Annotated in this window: 11 protein-coding genes and 2 pseudogenes; 7 read left to right on the top strand and 6 right to left on the bottom strand. The window is 70.0% G+C overall.

The window, feature by feature from the left end; genetic code table 11:
* Nucleotides 1-129: 129 nt before the first annotated feature.
* Nucleotides 130-867, bottom strand: a complete 738-nt coding sequence (locus OOK40_RS20070) for a TetR/AcrR family transcriptional regulator (protein WP_266483499.1) — start codon at nt 865-867, stop codon at nt 130-132.
* A gap of 108 nt (nt 868-975) precedes the next feature.
* Here OOK40_RS20070 and OOK40_RS20065 point away from each other — a divergent pair, with 108 nt between their 5' ends.
* The gene (locus OOK40_RS20065; protein WP_266483496.1) at nt 976-2,589 is read left to right on the top strand and encodes an FAD-dependent monooxygenase; all 1,614 of its coding nucleotides are present in this window, start codon (nt 976-978) and stop codon (nt 2,587-2,589) included.
* A gap of 7 nt (nt 2,590-2,596) precedes the next feature.
* On the opposite strand, the pseudogene OOK40_RS20060 reads toward OOK40_RS20065, so the two are convergent.
* A pseudogene (locus tag OOK40_RS20060) lies at nt 2,597-2,832 on the bottom strand (hypothetical protein); the annotation flags it as partial.
* Nucleotides 2,833-3,079: 247 nt separating this feature from the next.
* Complete coding sequence (locus tag OOK40_RS20055) at nt 3,080-4,108, bottom strand: oxidoreductase (protein WP_266483493.1); 1,029 nt, start codon at nt 4,106-4,108, stop codon at nt 3,080-3,082.
* Between the two features lie 65 nt (nt 4,109-4,173).
* Between OOK40_RS20055 and OOK40_RS20050 the strand changes: the two genes are divergently transcribed.
* A complete protein-coding gene (locus OOK40_RS20050; RefSeq protein ID WP_266483490.1) occupies nt 4,174-5,130 on the top strand; it encodes an FAD-dependent oxidoreductase in 957 nt (318 codons plus the stop codon).
* Nucleotides 5,131-5,233: 103 nt separating this feature from the next.
* Here OOK40_RS20050 and OOK40_RS20045 read toward each other — a convergent pair whose 3' ends face one another.
* Together OOK40_RS20045 and OOK40_RS20040 are read right to left on the bottom strand one after the other, a co-directional pair.
* Nucleotides 5,234-6,514: a M14 family metallocarboxypeptidase gene (locus OOK40_RS20045; RefSeq protein ID WP_266483487.1), complete on the bottom strand. Its 1,281-nt coding sequence runs from the start codon at nt 6,512-6,514 to the stop codon at nt 5,234-5,236.
* Nucleotides 6,511-8,487, bottom strand: coding sequence for a Xaa-Pro dipeptidyl-peptidase (locus OOK40_RS20040; protein WP_266483484.1), 1,977 nt, complete (start codon nt 8,485-8,487; stop codon nt 6,511-6,513). The genes OOK40_RS20045 and OOK40_RS20040 overlap by 4 nt, the downstream gene beginning before the upstream one ends.
* Before the next feature lie 188 nt (nt 8,488-8,675).
* Here OOK40_RS20040 and OOK40_RS20035 point away from each other — a divergent pair, with 188 nt between their 5' ends.
* Entirely contained in the window at nt 8,676-10,181 is a 1,506-nt protein-coding gene (locus OOK40_RS20035) for a M1 family metallopeptidase (protein WP_266483481.1), read from the top strand.
* 151 nt (nt 10,182-10,332) lie between these two features.
* Nucleotides 10,333-11,373 (top strand): LacI family DNA-binding transcriptional regulator, encoded by a 1,041-nt coding sequence (locus OOK40_RS20030; RefSeq protein ID WP_266483478.1) that lies wholly within the window; start codon nt 10,333-10,335, stop codon nt 11,371-11,373.
* Nucleotides 11,374-11,669: 296 nt separating this feature from the next.
* Here OOK40_RS20030 and OOK40_RS20025 read toward each other — a convergent pair whose 3' ends face one another.
* A complete protein-coding gene (locus OOK40_RS20025; protein WP_266483474.1) occupies nt 11,670-12,545 on the bottom strand; it encodes an oxygenase MpaB family protein in 876 nt (291 codons plus the stop codon).
* Between the two features lie 155 nt (nt 12,546-12,700).
* Here OOK40_RS20025 and sph point away from each other — a divergent pair.
* From sph to OOK40_RS20010, 3 genes and pseudogenes are all read left to right on the top strand, one after another.
* A pseudogene (sph, locus tag OOK40_RS20020) lies at nt 12,701-13,688 on the top strand (sphingomyelin phosphodiesterase).
* A 78-nt stretch (nt 13,689-13,766) separates the two neighbouring features.
* The gene (locus OOK40_RS20015; protein ID WP_266483472.1) at nt 13,767-14,687 is read left to right on the top strand and encodes a cation diffusion facilitator family transporter; all 921 of its coding nucleotides are present in this window, start codon (nt 13,767-13,769) and stop codon (nt 14,685-14,687) included.
* A gap of 146 nt (nt 14,688-14,833) precedes the next feature.
* Nucleotides 14,834-15,901 carry a S1 family peptidase gene (locus tag OOK40_RS20010; RefSeq protein ID WP_266483470.1) on the top strand — a complete coding sequence of 356 codons (1,068 nt, stop codon included), beginning with the start codon at nt 14,834-14,836 and terminating at the stop codon, nt 15,899-15,901.
* Nucleotides 15,902-15,950 lie beyond the last annotated feature (49 nt).

Genomic DNA, 15,950 nt, shown 5'->3' with positions numbered 1-15,950 from the left:
GATCTCGGCCGAACGCCTCCGCGGCGTAGCCGGCGAGGCCGGTGTCGGGATTGCGAGCACCGGCATCGATCAAGGCCGGCCACTGCGCATCCCACATCCGTCGGTCACACACCCCGGAATGCAACAGCACTAGGGACTGTCTTGAGTTCTGGTCAACAGGCTTGCAGGAGGCTGGCGATCCAGATAGTGGGCGGCCAGCCCGCCGACCAGCAGGGTAAAGGCTTGGTCGAGGTCTGTCACCGCCTCGGGGTGGACCTCGGCAGCGCTGCGGCCGGCCGAGAGTTTCTGCCAGTTCGTCTCGGCCAGAAGCTGGTGCACGGTGACGATCTGGGCGGCGGCGATTCGGGGGGTCACGCCCGGCGGTGTGTCCGGGGCGGCTTCGTACAGGGCGTCCGCCAGCGCGTCCTGGTCGTGGGCGGTGTACTGCCTCAGGCGCGCGACCAGACTCGGGGCGGAGTACACAAGCCCGTGGAAGGCCATGACATCCGGGGTGTCATCGAGGCCCGTGACAGGGTCGTGCCGGTCCAGGGCGGCGCGGGCATGGCGGTGGAGTGCCGTTAGGGGCGCTTCGCCGGGGAGCCGGTCGCGCACGACCCGGGCGAACTCGCCCTGGTGGTCGGCGAAGCGGTGCAGCACCAGGTCTTCTTTGCTGGGGAAATAGCGGAAGAGCGTCGGCTTGGAGACCTCGGCCGCGGCGGCGATCTCGGCGACGGACACCTGATCGAAGGACCGCTCCAGGAACATCTCGATCGCCGTGGCGGAGATGGCCTGGCGGGTGCGCTCCTTCTTGAGTTCCCGCAGCCCGGCCAGGGGCACCTCGCTCCGGCCGTGCCCCTGGCCGGGCCGCTGACTCTCTCGATCGTCCATGTCGCACACCCTAACAAATCTGAACCTGGTCTCTAAAGTTACCAGGTTGCATTTATGACCGAGTTGCGTTTTCATGGTGCTTACAGAGACGGCGGAGAGGGCAGCGAGATGATCAGCAACGAAGCGGCCACCGAGAGGACCGGCGTACTGATTGCGGGAGCAGGGCCGACCGGACTGACCCTGGCCTGTGAACTGGCCCGACGCGGTACGGCCGTGCGGATCATCGAGAGGTCCCCGGAGTTCCACAGCGGTTCACGCGGCAAGACACTCAACCCCCGGAGCCTGGAGGTGTTAGAGAGCCTCGGCATCCTCCCCGAACTGCTCGCCAGCGGACGTACGGACCTGCTGCTGCGCAAGTACCGCGACGGCAAGATCGTCACCGACACGGACCCCTTCGCCGTGCTGGTGCCGACACCGGCGGCTCCCTACGTACGGGGGCTGTTCATCGCCCAGTGGCAGGTCGAGAAGATCCTGCGGGCCCGGCTCGCGGAGCGGGGCGTGACCGTCGAACTCGGCACCGAGCTGACCGGGTTCGAGCAGACCGATGAGAGCCTGATCGCCACCACGGCCACGGGGAAGCAGATAGCGGCGGAGTATCTGGTGGCCTGCGACGGCGGGCGCAGCACCATCCGCAAGTCGCTGCAGGTGACCTTCGACGGCCGTACGGAGGAAGACCGGCCGATGATCCTCGGCGACGTCGAGGCCGACGGGCTGAGCCGCGACCACTGGCACCAGTGGATAGACGAGGATGGTGCGATTCTGCTCTGCCCGCTGGGCGAGCGGTCCTTCCAGCTCCAGGCGCTTCCGGAGCGCGATGAGCTGGGGCAACCGGTCGCGCCGTCGCTGGAGACCTTCCAGCGGATCTTCGACCGGCACTCGGGAATGCCGGGCATACGGCTGGCGAACCCGACCTGGATCTCGACGTTCCGGGTCAACGAGCGCATGGCCGACCGCTACCGGGTCGGCCGGGTTCTGCTGGCCGGCGACGCCGCGCACGTTCACTCAATCGCGGGCGGCCTCGGGATGAACACGGGTGTTCAGGACGCCGTCAACCTCGGGTGGAAGCTCGCCATGGTGGTCGCGGGGACGGCAGGTCCCGCCCTGCTCGACACCTATGAGGAGGAGCGGCTGCCTATCGCCACCTGGACGCTGGACACCAGCGGTGAGCGGTGGCGCAGCGTCCAGCAGAATGTCAAGGAGGCCGGACGCGGGACCGAGGACGTGATCAGGCCGGAGACCCTGGCCCTCGGGCTCGGTTACCGCTGGAGTTCACTCGCCCTCGAGCTCGACGGTCGGGGGAGCGAAGACGCAGTGGGCGGTGGTGAAGGCGCCGGTGGCGAACGTGCGAGGGACGACGGCCTGCTGAGGGCCGGCGACCGCGCTCCCGACGCCCCCTGCCTGGATGCCGGTGGCGCGGTCATCCGGCTCTTCGACTTCTTCGCCCGACCGCACTTCACCCTGCTCGGCTTCGGGGCGGGCACCGCCGGCGTCCTGCGGATCACCGCGGCGAAGTACGGCGACACCGTGCAGCCGTGTCTCATTGCGGACGTCCCCGACGGGCTGAGCGACCATGAGGGGCATGCGCGCAGGGCGTACGGAGTCACCGGGGACGCCGTGGTGCTGGTCCGCCCCGACGGGCACGTCGCGCTGACCGCACCGGCGGACGCCACCGGGGCCATACTCGACTACCTGGCCACGCTGGGCAGCCCGGGGCTGTCTTGAGTTGTGATCAACAGGCTTGCAGGAGGCTGGCGATCCAGATCGTCGCTGCGCGGAGAGGGAGCCCGGCGAGGTAGCTCTCGGGCGTTTTGTCGTAGCGGGTGGCGATGCCTCGCCAGGCCTTCATCCTGTTCAGGCCTTCATCCTGTTGATGGCTCGCTCGACGGTGTTGCGGTCGCGGTAGAGGTCGGTGTCGTGGGTGATGTGGCGGCCGCCCCGACTGCCCTTCTTCCTGCGGTTGGCGGCGGGTGCGGGGACGGCCGGCGGGCAGGCCTACCCGCACCTTGCTCCCCCTTGAGCGAGGCCGCCTCCTCGAGTGCGGCCAGGGTCTCCTCACTGACCCGTATGCCGGCCGCGTCCTGATGAGCCCGTGCCGTGGTGGAGTCCGCGCAGACCCTACGAGCCGCGGGGGAAGGTGTGTGCGAGGGCCGGCCGCCCCACACCCAGCGGCGCGAGCTTCGTGGCGCAGTGATGCGGCGCCGGGAGCCCCCCCTCACCCCACCACCTGCGCCACCACCACGCCCCCCATCGTCCGCCCCACCAGGAACGACCGCCCCCGCACCGCCCGCCCATCCACCGGAATCCGGTGCTCGCCCGGGTCCAGCACCCCGTCGAACACCTCCCTCGTGTGTGTGCGGTACAGCCGGTCCAGGCGGTACGCGACCAGCTGTACCCGGCACGTCGAGGTCACCTCCACCTGTGCCACCCCCGCCGACGCCGTCAGGCTGATCAGCCTCCGGCGTTCCGGCGGGCTGCGGTCCAGCGCGTGTTCTATCTGGGCGACCAGCAACGGAATGATGGGGGCGAGTCCGTCCACGTACGCCATGTCCGCGCCCGCCGCCTCGAACGCCGCCCGCACCGCCGCGCGTTCGGGCTCGCCGACCGCGCGGCCGAAAGCGACCGCGCCGTAACCGAGGAGCTCGTCCGCGTGGATCCCGGTCGCGTCCTGGGTGATGTCCGCGCCGATGCCGATGGTCCGCAGGGCGGCGGCCAGCTTGGCCAGTACGTCGACGCGCGCGCCGATGAGCAGGACCCGGCGGCGCGGGGGCGGCGCGGCGTCGCCGTCCGGCAGCAGGCGTTCGAGCTCCGCGCGGTACGCCTCGCCGCGGAAGCGGAACGGCCCTGTCCCGCGGTAGCCGTTGAGTTCCAGGTCCGCCGCCTCGGACGTCTGCCAGGCGAAGTCCCGCCATACGACGTCGTCACCGTCGCGCTCGATGACGGCGGTCACCGCGCCGCACTCGATGCTCTCGCACTCGGGGCAGCCGTAGATCACACAGCGCCCGTCCGCCAGCGGCGCCGGCGCTTCGAGCAGCAGAGTGCGCAGCTGGGCCGTGAATATTGCCGGGGGCACGTCGGAGGCCAGCGGAGAGACGGCGTCGAGGTCGCTGAGCTGGAACAGCAGCGGCCGCCCGTCGACGATGAAGTCCATGAAGTCCCGGTGCACTTGGTGGCCACCATCCGCGAGGACTCCCCCGACCCGCGTCGCCGGCGACAGCTCGAAAGTCGCGTACACGGCAGACATGTCCTGAGTATCCCCACCTATGACCCGTTCTGAGCACGGCGCCCGCCATTGGGTACGGTCCCGTCATGAGCGGCGACGTGTTGGTGGTGGGTGGCGGGGTCATAGGGCTGACAACGGCGATCGTGCTTGCGGAGAGTGGCCGCCGCGTACAGGTGTGGACGCGGGACGCGCCGCAGGAGACGACATCGGCTATGGCGGGCGCGTTGTGGTGGCCGTACCGCGTCGAGCCGCTGGAGTCCGTCGGCGCATGGTCGCTCGCCTCGCTGCGGGTGTACGAGCAGCTGGCGGGCGACCCGGAGGAGACGGGCGTGCGCCTGGTCGCGGGCGTGCACGCCCATGAGCGGCTGTCGGGTCTGGGACCGTGGGCCGCCGAGGTGGCGGGCCTGCGCGAGGCGCGCGCCGACGAGTTGCCCGAGGGGTACGGGAACGGGCTGTGGGCCAGGCTTCCGCTGATCGACATGCCGGTTCATCTGGGCTGGCTGCGACGGCGGTTGGAGACCGCGGGCGGCACGCTCGTGACGCGTACGGTGAAGACTCTGGCCGAGGCCTCGGACCGGGCGCGGGTCGTGGTCAACTGCGCGGGGCTCGGCGCGCGCGAGCTGGTCGGGGACGCCCGGCTGAGGTCCGTACGCGGGCAGTTGGTGCTGGTGGAGAATCCGGGCATCGAGGAGTGGTTCACCGCGGCCGACCACGCGTCCGCGAAGACGACGTATTTCTTCCCTCAGCCGGGCCGGCTGATTCTGGGCGGCACGGCGGAGGAGGACGACTGGCGGCTCACGCCGGATCCGGCGACGGCCGAGGGGATCGTGGAGCGGTGTGCGCGCATTCGCCCGCAGATCGCGGGGGCACGGATCCTCGGACACCGGGCGGGGCTGCGGCCGGTGCGGACGAGCGGCGTGCGTATCGAGGCCGAGGAACTGCCCGGTGGCAGGCTGCTTGTCCACAACTACGGCCACGGCGGCGCCGGAGTGACGGTCGCCTGGGGTTGCGCGGAGTCTGCGGCGGCGCTGGCCGCACGGTGACCGGAGTGGGGCGCACAGCCGCATCGCCCGCCCCGAAGTGTCCCGGGGCGGCGATGTCGATATGAGACCGCTTGGCATCAGCCGCCCGGCTGATCAACCGGCCTCAGCACGTGGCCACCGCCAGCCCGGATGTGAGGTGATATGTCGCACGGGAATCGAGCAGCAGCGGGATCAGCTCGCGCTGCGCCTGCCGCAGCGGTACGAACGCCCCGTCGCCGTCCGGTCTCGACGCGACGCCGTGCAGGGCCAGTTCGTCCTTGACGTCCGCGTACTGCGCGCCGTCGAGGCGGTAGCCACAGGGCGGGTCAACGAGGGTCTCCTCGGGGGTCGCCGGATCGTTGTCGGCGCCGCCCAGATAGACCGGCCCGCGGTCCTTGAATCCGGCCAGCCTGGCCCCCGCCGTCACCGCCCCGATCCGGCCACGTCGTTCGTCGGCGAAGGCCAACAGTCCGCCCAGGGCGTCCAGTTGGCTGGTGACACGGCGGCGGTTGTTCAGCGCGGGATCGGCCTTCTCCTCGGGTGTCATGGGATCGACGCGGCTCTCGATGAGCAGTCCCAGTGCGTTCTTGACGCCCGAGGCATTGCGCAGGATGCGCTCCTGGCCGTCGCCCGCGGTCTGTTTGACGGGGTCGCCGGTGACCGGGTCGGTCCAGATGCCGTAGGTGCCCGTACTGAAGCCGCCGTCGTGTGCGGCCGGGCGGACATAGTCCCGCGAGAGCGTCTGCGACTCCTCGTGGACCTTGGCGTCGGTGTTCAGATTGCGCGGCCAGAGGTCGAACAGGTCCTTGTCGTAGTACGGAGGGGTCGCGCCGTACTCGTGCAAGTCGTAGACCACATCCGGGCGTTGGTCCCGGATCACCGCGGCCATCGCCCGCGCCTCGACGGACTTCAGGGCGATGTGGTCGCGGTTGATGTCCAGGCCGTCGGAGTTCTCGCGGGTGTCGGCGGCCCGTCCGTCCGGGTTGGCGGTGGGGACGACGAGGATCCTCGTACGGGACAGCAGTCTGCGGGTGTCGCGGTCCCTTGCGTACGCGAGATCGCGGATCGTGGTCAGACAGGCCTCCCGGCCCGAGGGCTCGTCCCCGTGCTGCGTGCAGATCAGCAGCACGGTGGTCGGCGTGTGCCGGGAGCCGATCCGTACGAGCTGGAGCGGTCGGCCCTGTTTCGTCGTACCGATCCGGCCGACCGAGACCCGGTCGCTGCCCCGGTCGACGGCGGCGAGGAAGGTCTGTTCCTCGGGCTGCCCGGTCCAGCGCGCGCCCTTGCTGGTCTCGAAGCCGGTGCGCGGCACGCTGTGCGCCGCCTCGGCCGGGGCGGAGACGAACGGCAGCGCGAGCGCGGCGGCCGTGACCGTGAGGGCCAGGGTGCGGGCACGGGAGATCATCGGCCGCTGCCTCCCGGGATCGGACGGATCCTGCGCGGCTCGGCCACACCGCTCAGGCGCGACTCGCTCGGGGCGGCGGACGCCGTGGAGCCCGCGGTGGCGCGTACGAAGGCGGGGGCCCCGCCGACGATCGGCAGCTTCGCCGAGGTGCGGGCCAGATCGAGGGTGAGCGTCGGAGTGCTCGCGGGCGGGTCGATCAGATCCCTGTCCGTGCCTCCGACGATCAGCGCGAGCCGGTGCCCGGCCGGGACGACATGGTCACTGGCATGCAGGTCGAGAGTGATGGTGTACGCCGTGCCGGGGGTCAGCGGGCGGCCCTTGGCGTCGGAGGCGTAGTTGCCCAGATCGGCCCAGCCTCGGCTGAACACCGTGTAATCGACGGCGGCAGTGCGCGCCTTGGTCTCCTTGAAGCAGGGGCTGTCGCCCGGCGTGCTCGCTCCCCAGCAGGTGCGGTCGGTGAGAGTGGTGATCCCCTCGCCCGCCGCCGCGTAGTCGCGGATGGTGTCGGGACCCAGGTCGACGAGGACCGCGGAGAGATGGGCACTGGTGGTGGACGGGGTCGCGGTGATCGTCACCTTGGAGGAGCCGGAGATCCGCAGATCGCGGCCGAGCGGCTTGGTGAGGAATCCGGCCTTGGCGGGCGTCGACGTGCCGATCGCCGCGGCCCAGTCGGTCTCGTCCAGCGTCCGGTCGTCGGTGAACGTCTCGGTCGCGCCCGGACGTGCGGGGGTCAGCGCGAGGGTGCCGACGCCTGCCGCAGTGCCCTTGCCCGGCCGGAGGCTGGTGGTGCCGGTGGCCCGGGGCGGCCAGACGCGGTCGGTGGACCACTGGTCGGGGGCGCGCTCGATGTCGGCCATCGGCTCGCGGTCGATGCCGTTGTCGTAGCCGAGGAGGTAGTGGTCGAACCAGCGGTGCAGGGTCCTGGTCCACTCGGCCCGGCGGAAGTCGAACGGGTCGACGTGCCCGGTCTGCGAGAGCCAGACCTTGCGCTCCACGCCCCGGTCGGCGAGGGCGTCCCACCACTGGCCGAAGTGCTTGCTGCGTACGTTGAGGTCCTGCATGCCGTGGACCGCCAAGACGCTGGCGCGGACGTTGTCAGCGGTGCGGACGTAGTCGCGCTCGCTCCACAGCCGGGTCAGGTCACCGGTGCGCGGGGCCTCGTCGACCAGCCGCTTCTGGACTGCCTGGCAGCGGGCGCGGGCCTCGGGGCTCTCGACATAGTCGGAGAGCCATTCGGGTCCGGAGTCGTAGAGCGGGGCGCCCTTGGCGAAGTAGTAGTCGTACCAGGAGGAGATGGCGGCGATCGGGACGATCGTCTTCAGCCCCTCGACCCCCGTCGCCGCGACCCCGTTGGCGATGGTGCCGTCGTAGCTCTTGCCGATCATCCCGGTGTCGCCGGTGGTCCAGCCGGCCCGGGCGGGTTCACTGCCGGTGCGGGTGGTGTAGCCGCGTGCCCGGCCGTTCAGCCAGTCGACGACGGCCTTCGCAGACTGGACGTCGGAGCGGCCGCCGACATCGACGCAGCCGTCGGAGCGGTTGGTTCCGGCCAGGTCGACGCCGACGAAGGCGTAGCCGCGCGGGACGAAGAAGTTGTCGTAGTAGAGCGGCATCTGTACGACGTTGCCGTTCGCGTCGTAAGTCTTCTTCTGGCTCTCGTTGCCGCGTCCGCAGCAGGAGTAGTACGGACTCGCGTCCATGATCACGGGAATCTTCCGGCCCTGCTGGGCAGGCTCCCGCGGCCGGACGATGTCCACGGCGACGCGGTCGGTCCGGCCGTCTCCGTCACCGTCGAAACGCGTGTCCACCCACACCGACTCGCGTATCGCGTTCTCGTACGAGTAGACGGGCCTGCTCTCCCGCAAGGGCGTGCTCTGGGCGCCCGTCGGGGCCAGGGTCATGGCCATCAGGGCGGCCGAAGCCGCCACCACCAGCGATCTGCACGTCAAGCGGGTGCCCCGCGCGCGTATCGGCATGGGCGGAAGGTACTCCGGCCAACTCCCTTACGACAGAGGGCCATCAGCGCATCAAAGTGACGACTGGGACACCCGGGTTCATGTCGGCCGAATGGCGATCCCGTGAAAGGCCGAGCTTCGCTCCTGACTGAGGCCCGGGCTCTGCATAGGGTCCAAGTGATCATCACCCCCCACGACTTGGAGCATCCGTGCACCGCAGACTCATCGTCCCGAGCGCGCTCGCAGCCTCTCTCGTGCTGGCGATCCCGGCATCGGCCGCGGACTTCTCGCCGGGCGCACCGGGCATCGGCGACCCCTACTACCCGGCCAGCGGAAACGGCGGATACGACGTATCCCACTACGACCTCAGGCTCACCTACCAGCCGAAGACCGATCTGCTGGAAGGCACGGCGACGATTCTCGCCACCACCCAGCAGAACCTGAGCCGCTTCAACCTCGACTTCGGTCTGAAGGTCAAGGAGGTCCGGGTCAACGGCAAGAAGGCGACATTCGCCAAGGAGGGTGACCAGGAGCTGGTCATCACTCCTGTCGCACCGCTGGAGAAGGGCAAATCTGTCTCGGTGGTGGTCCGTTACGCGGGCAAGCCCTCCGAGCTGAGCATCGGCGGATACACCGCCTGGCACCGCACCCCGGACGGCGGCGTCGCGGCCCAGGAACCGGACTCGGCCGTGTGGTGGTTCCCCAGCAATGACCACCCGCTGGACAAGGCGACGTACGACATCTCCGTCTCGGTGCCGGACGGCACCCAGGCCATCAGCAACGGCGTACTGCAGTCGCAGAGTTCGAAGCTCGGCTGGACTCGCTACAACTGGCGCTCCAACAAGCCGCAGGCGTCATATCTGGCCACGCTCGCCGTCGGGAAGTTCGACATCACGACGGACAAGACGGCCGACGGGCTGCCGATCCTCAATGCGTACAGCAAGGATCTCGGCGACAACGCGGGGGCGGCGCGGGCGAGCGTCGAGCGGACCGGTGAGGTCGCCGAGTGGCTGGCCGAGGTTTTCGGCCCGTACCCCTTCAACGCGCTCGGCGGCTATGTCCCCAACGTGAAGAGTGGCTACGCGCTGGAGACGCAGACCCGCCCGTTCTACAGCCCGCGCCAGTTCGCGAACGGCGCGAATGTCTCCGTGGTCGTCCACGAGCTTGCCCACCAGTGGTACGGCGACAGCGTCTCCGTCCACGGCTGGAAGGACATCTGGGTCAACGAGGGCTTCGCCCGGTACAGCCAGTGGCTGTGGTCGGAGAAGGAGGACGAGGGCACCGCGCAGCAGCTCGCGGACTGGGTCTACGCACAGCACCCGGCCGACGACGCCTTCTGGACGGTCAAGCCGGGCGACCCGGGCGCTGACAAGCAGTTCGACATCGCCGTGTACGACCGGGGTGCGCTGGCGCTGCAGGCGCTGCGCAACGAGGTCGGCGACAAGGACTTCTTCGCAATCCTCAAGGGCTGGCCGGCCGAGCACGCCTACGGCAACGCCGAGGTCGGCGACTTCGTGAAGTTCGCCGAGGGGATCTCCGGCAAGCCGCTGGCCGGGCTCTTCGACACCTGGCTCTATCAGCCGTCGAAGCCGGGCGCTCCTGCCGCGGCCGGGGCGCGGATCGCGCGGGCGGGCGTGAAGCCCGCCCGGCCCGCGTCGTGGAAGAAGATCGCCGCGACGAACTCGATCCACGATCACGATCACGACCACAACTGAGGTGCCCGCGTGCGGCGTCGCCGTCCCAGGCCGGGACTGCGACGCCGTTCACCTCGGGACACCGCGGGTGGGAGCGCTCTCAGCAGATCGCCGGGACCGGATACCCTGTACGTCCCACGCGGCTGAACGACGCAGACGAGGAGCACCCGCCTTGCCCGAGCAGACCACTGGCTCCCGCCCCACTCTGGAAGCCGTCGCTGCCCGCGCCGGTGTCTCCCGGGCCACGGCATCGCGGGTCGTCAACGGCGGCGCGGGGGTCAGGCCGCCGCTGGTCGACAAGGTGCGTCAGGCGGTCGAGGAGCTCGGTTACGTACCGAATCACGCGGCCCGCACGCTGGTCACCCGGCGCAACGGCGCGATCGCGGTGATCATCGCCGAGCCGGAGTTCCGGATCTTCTCGGACCCCTTCTTCGAACAGCAGGTGCGGGGCATCAGCCGTGAACTGACGGCGTACGACTCCCAGTTGGTGCTGCTGTGGGTGGAGGGTCCCGGGGACTACGACCGGATCGCCCGCTATCTCGGCGGCGGCCATGTCGACGGCGCGCTGGCCTTCTCGCTGCACAACGACGACGAACTGCCCTCCATCATCCACCGGGTGAAGGTCCCGACCGTGTTCGGCGGCCGCCCAGGCTGGCCCGGCGCCGCCGCCGAGTCCGCCGTCCCCTATGTCGACTGCGACAACCGGGGCGGCGCACGCGAGGCCGTGCGGTATCTGGTCTCTCTCGGCCGCGAGCAGATCGCACACATCGCGGGCCCCCGCGACCAGACCTCCGCGACGGACCGGATCGACGGCTACCGCGATGTTCTGCTGGACGCCGATCCCGGTCTTGTCTGCCAGGGCGACTTCACCGCCGAGAGCGGCGCCCGGGCGATGGCCGAGCTCCTCGACCGTCGCCCGGAGCTGGACGCCGTCTTCGCCGCGAACGATCTGATGGCGTCGGGTGCCCTGCGGACGCTGCGGGAGCGGGGGCGGCGGGTGCCGGAGGAAGTGGCGCTGGTCGGTTTCGACGACATGGCCTCGGTGGTCGAGTCGACCGATCCTGCGTTGACGACGATCCGTCAGGACATCGAGGGCATGGGCCGGTTGATGGTCCGGCTGCTGATGCGCGTGCTGAACGAGGGCGAACCGGGCTCCGGCGCCCCCGCCTCCGTGATCACCCCGACGACACTGGTGCGGCGGGCCTCGGCCTGACGCCCGCCGCGGCGTCCTGCCCTCGACTTCGCGACCCAGGGCCTGTCGTTTGGATCAGGTCGGATCAGTGAGCGGCCCGCCGCGGAGCGGCTGATGTCACTGTGGTGCGTGCGATCGCAAGGCGGAGGATGGAGCCGACGCGGAGCGTCGGCGACTGACGCAACGCGGCATGGGGGCACCTCCCGTGCCCGAAGGGCTACGGGGGAGTGCGTGCCAGGGCACGCGAACCCGGCAAGATCCGAACGACAGGCCCTAGCGCCGTACCTTCAAGGACAGCGCCCGCTGGTACGCGGATGTCATCGCACGCGGCGGACTGGCCGACTGAGTCCGACGGCACGCCGCGCCTCGCGCGCGATCGGCAGGTAGCGCAGTCGCTCGGGGAGTACGGGAACCACGGCCCGTACGACCCGGGCGAATCTGCGCAGTGCGCGCTCCTGCTCCGCGGTCCACTGCAGACCGATCGCGTCGCGCGCCTCGGGTGGCATCAGCCCGATGGTGAGGAAGCGGCGGAAGCGGACGAACGACGGAAGCAGCATCGGCCACAGCATCGCGAGCAGCGCTTTGACGGGCCGCGGCCCCCGGTCGGGAGGCGGCAAGGTCACGTCGAGGGCGACCAGTTCGCGTACGACGGCCGTCTCCTCCACCTCCTCGGCGAGCCTCTTGCGGAAGTACGGCCAGAACTCCTCGACCGTCTGCGGCATGTCCCGCTCGTCGATGCCGAGGATCCGGCCGACCTGGAGCCACTCGGCGTACAGCTGTCGCTCCTGCGCATCGGTGAGCGGGCGCGCCAGATAGCGCAGCGCGTGCCGGAAGACGGGGAAGCCGGTGGCGTGGACCCAGGAGTAGCACTCGGGATCCAGCGCCCGGTACCGGCGGCCGTGGGAGTCGGTGCCCCGGATCGCCTTGTGGAGCTCCCGGAGCCTGCGCCCCTCTTCGGCCGCCGCCTCACCTCCGTACACCCACAGCTGGAGCGAGCGCAGGGAGCGCTCGCCGCGGCCCCAGGGGTCGGTACGGAAGACGGAGTACTCGTCGACCCCCGCGGCGACGGCCGGGTGGGCGACCTGGAGGGCGAGGGCGGCGGGCAGCATGAGCAGCTCGCGGATGTCGCCGACGACGGACCACAGCACTCCGCCGGGCGGTGGCGGTACGGGATCTGACACGGCCCCGGTCATGTTCACCATCGTAGTGTCGCGAGCCGGGCGCCGGGGAGTTGGTGTGATCGTTCGGTTGTGGAAAGAAAGTGGGCACCTGGTCATTACCAGGAGGTAACTCTGGCTGATTTGATGTGCCGCGCCGGTCGTACCCCCCACCTGAATTGGGAGTTCCTGTGCCGCACTCCGTGCTCCGCCGAATCCCTGGCGCAGCTCTGTCCACCGCGCTCGCCGCCGCCGTCCTGACCGGGACGGCTCCGGCGGCTTCCGCCGCCGAGGCGGCGACCCCGCCCCTGAAGGTGCTGACGTACAACACCTTCCTCTTCAGCAAGACGCTGTACCCCAACTGGGGCCAGGACCATCGGGCCGCCGCGATACCGCGCGACCTCGTTCTTCCAGGGCAAGGACGTCGTCGTGGTCCAGGAGGCCTTCGACAACTCCTCGTCGGACGCGCTCAAGCAGAAGGCCGCCGCCCAGTACCCGTACCAGACCCCGGTGATGGGGCGCAGCAAGGACGGCTGGGACGCGACGGGCGGTTCGTACTCGGCCACGACGCCCGAGGACGGCGGCGTGACGATCCTCAGCAAGTGGCCCATCGTGCGCAAGGAGCAGTACGTCTACAAGGACGCCTGCGGTGCCGACTGGTGGTCCAACAAGGGCTTCGTGTACGTCGTGCTGAACGTGAACGGCACGAAGGTCCATGTCGTGGGCACGCACGCGCAGTCCACCGACCCCGGCTGCGACGCGGGCGAGGCGGCGCAGATGCGCAGCCTTCAGTTCAGGGCGATCGACGCCTTCCTCGACGGCAAGAACATCCCCGCCTCCGAACAGGTCCTGGTGGCGGGCGACTTCAATGTCGACTCGCGGACGCCGGAGTACAACACGATGCTCGCGGACGCCGGGCTCACGGGGGCGGACACCCGCACCGGGCACCCGTACTCCTTCGACACCGAGCAGAACTCGATCGCGAACTACCGCTACCCGGACGACCCGCGCGAGGACCTCGACTACGTCCTGCACCGCGCCGGGCACGTGAAGCCGGCCGGCTGGACCAATGAGGTGATCAAGGAGCAGAGCGCGCCCTGGTCGGTCTCCAGCTGGGGCAGGACGTACACGTACACCAATCTCAGCGACCACTACCCCGTGATCGCGTCCGGGCAGTAGTCGCGAGCCGTTCGCAGCTGGTCAGAGGCCGCTTTTCGGCAGTGGCTGCAAGCTAGTTGATGTGTCACGGTGGTGACCATGACGGGGTTCGGACACGTCCGTGGTCACCACCATCACGCTCCGCACGACCGCATCGACGCGGCCCTGGAAGGGTCGGCGCAGGGGCTGCGCACGCTGTGGTTCTCCTTCGGTGTGCTCGCCGCGACGACCGCCGTCCAGGCGGTGATCGCGGCCGCCTCGGGCTCGGTGGCGCTGCTGGGCGACACCGTCCACAACGCGGCCGACGCGCTCACCGCGCTGCCGCTGGGCCTCGCCTTTCTCCTCGGCCGCCGGGCGGCCACCCGCCGCTACACCTACGGCTTCGGACGTGCCGAGGATCTGGCGGGCGTCTTCGTGGTGCTGGTGATCGCCGCGTCCGCGTTCTTCGCCGGGTACGAGGCGCTGCGACGGCTGTTCGAGCCGCAGGAGGTCAGTCATCTGGCCGCGGTGGCCGGGGGCGCGCTGGTGGGCTTCGCCGGCAACGAGTGGGTGGCCCGGGCCCGCATCCGGACCGGCCGCAGGATCGGTTCGGCCGCGCTCGTGGCCGACGGACTGCACGCCCGCAGCGACGGGTTCACCTCTCTGGCTGTACTGCTGGGCGCGGGCGGAGCTGCACTCGGATGGCGGTGGGCCGATCCGGTGACCGGGCTCGCGATCACCGGGGCAATCGCCCTGGTACTGCGCGGTGCGGCCCGTGAGGTCTGGCACCGGCTGATGGACGCGGTCGACCCGGCGCTGATCGACGAGGCCGAGCACGCGTTGTCCCATGTCGAGGGCGTACGGGCCGTGGGGGACGTGCGCATGCGCTGGCTCGGGCACGGGCTGCGGGCGGAGACCTCGATCGTGGTCGACCCCGCGCTGACAGTGATGCAGGCACATAAAGTGGCGTTGGCCGCCGAGCACGCCCTGATGCACGGGGTCCGGCGGCTGAGCACGGCCACCGTGCAGATCCATCCCTGACCCCCCCTTGCCGGGAGGGTGCTCCGGTATTCCCACACTCCTGTACACATGACAGGGCCATGCCACATCGACCGACCGGACTGCTTCATTCCGCATCACTTCTCGGCACTCCCCCACAGCGCACTCGTACGAAGGAGAAGCCCCCCATGAGACGCACGCTCCGCGCGCGCATCTGCCTTTCCGTCCTCATCTCCCTGCCCGCCGTCGGCCTGGGCTCGGGCACCGCCGGTGCCGCCCCGGAACCCACACCGGGCGTCACCGCCTCCGCCACCCAGTACGCCATCGACAGCAGCCTCGAACGCGCACTCGACGACGACAACAGCGCCGGGTCGTATCTCGACGCCGCGACGGGCGAGTTGGTCGTCGCCGTCACCGATACGGCCGCGGCCGAAGCGGTGAAAGCCGCCGGCGCGCGCCCCAAGCTCGTGGAGCGCAGCACCACGGAACTCCGGGCCGCCATCGACACCCTCGAAACCCAGGCGAAGATCACCGGCACCTCATGGGGCATCGACCCCTCCACCAACCAGGTCGCCGTCGAGGCCGACGCGTCGGTCTCAGTGCGCTCCATGACCCAGCTGCGGAACGTGGCAGCAGAACTCGGCGAGGCAGTACGGATCAAGCGCGTGACGGGCGTCTTCAAGAAGGAGGTGTCAGGAGGCGACGCGATCTACGGCGGGGGCTACCGCTGCTCGGCCGCCTTCAACGTCGCCAGGGGCACGGCCCGCTACTTCCTGACGGCAGGCCACTGCACCAATCTGGCCTACAGCTGGTCGGCGACGTCCGGTGGAATGCCCATCGGCATCCGCACGGGCACGAGCTTCCCGACCAACGACTACGGCATCGTCCGCTACTTGTCCGCCAGCCCCCAGCCCCCCGGCAGGGTCAACCTGTACAACGGCTCGTACCAGGACATCGTGACCTCGGCCAATGCCATCGTCGGCCAGGCCATCAGGAAGAGCGGCTCGACCACCCATGTGACCAGCGGGAGGGTCACCGCGGTGAACGTCACGGTGAACTATCCCGAGGGCCCCGTCTACCAAATGGTCCGCACCACCGTGTGTTCGGCCGCCGGTGACAGTGGCGGCGCGCACTTCGCCGGTTCCGTGGCACTGGGCATCCACTCGGGCAGCTCCGGCTGCTCCGGCACCAACGGCTCGGCGATCTTCCAGCCGGTACGGGAAGCGCTGAGCGTGTACGGCGTGAACGTGTACTGACGCACGACGTGCGATGACGGGCGTGCCCACCGGGGTGGGCACGCCTGTC

Origin of the sequence: Streptomyces sp. NBC_01481, assembly GCF_026339995.1 — a bacterium.
Taxonomy (GTDB): Bacteria; Actinomycetota; Actinomycetes; order Streptomycetales; family Streptomycetaceae; genus Streptomyces.
This window is presented reverse-complemented; position numbering and strand designations above follow the sequence as displayed.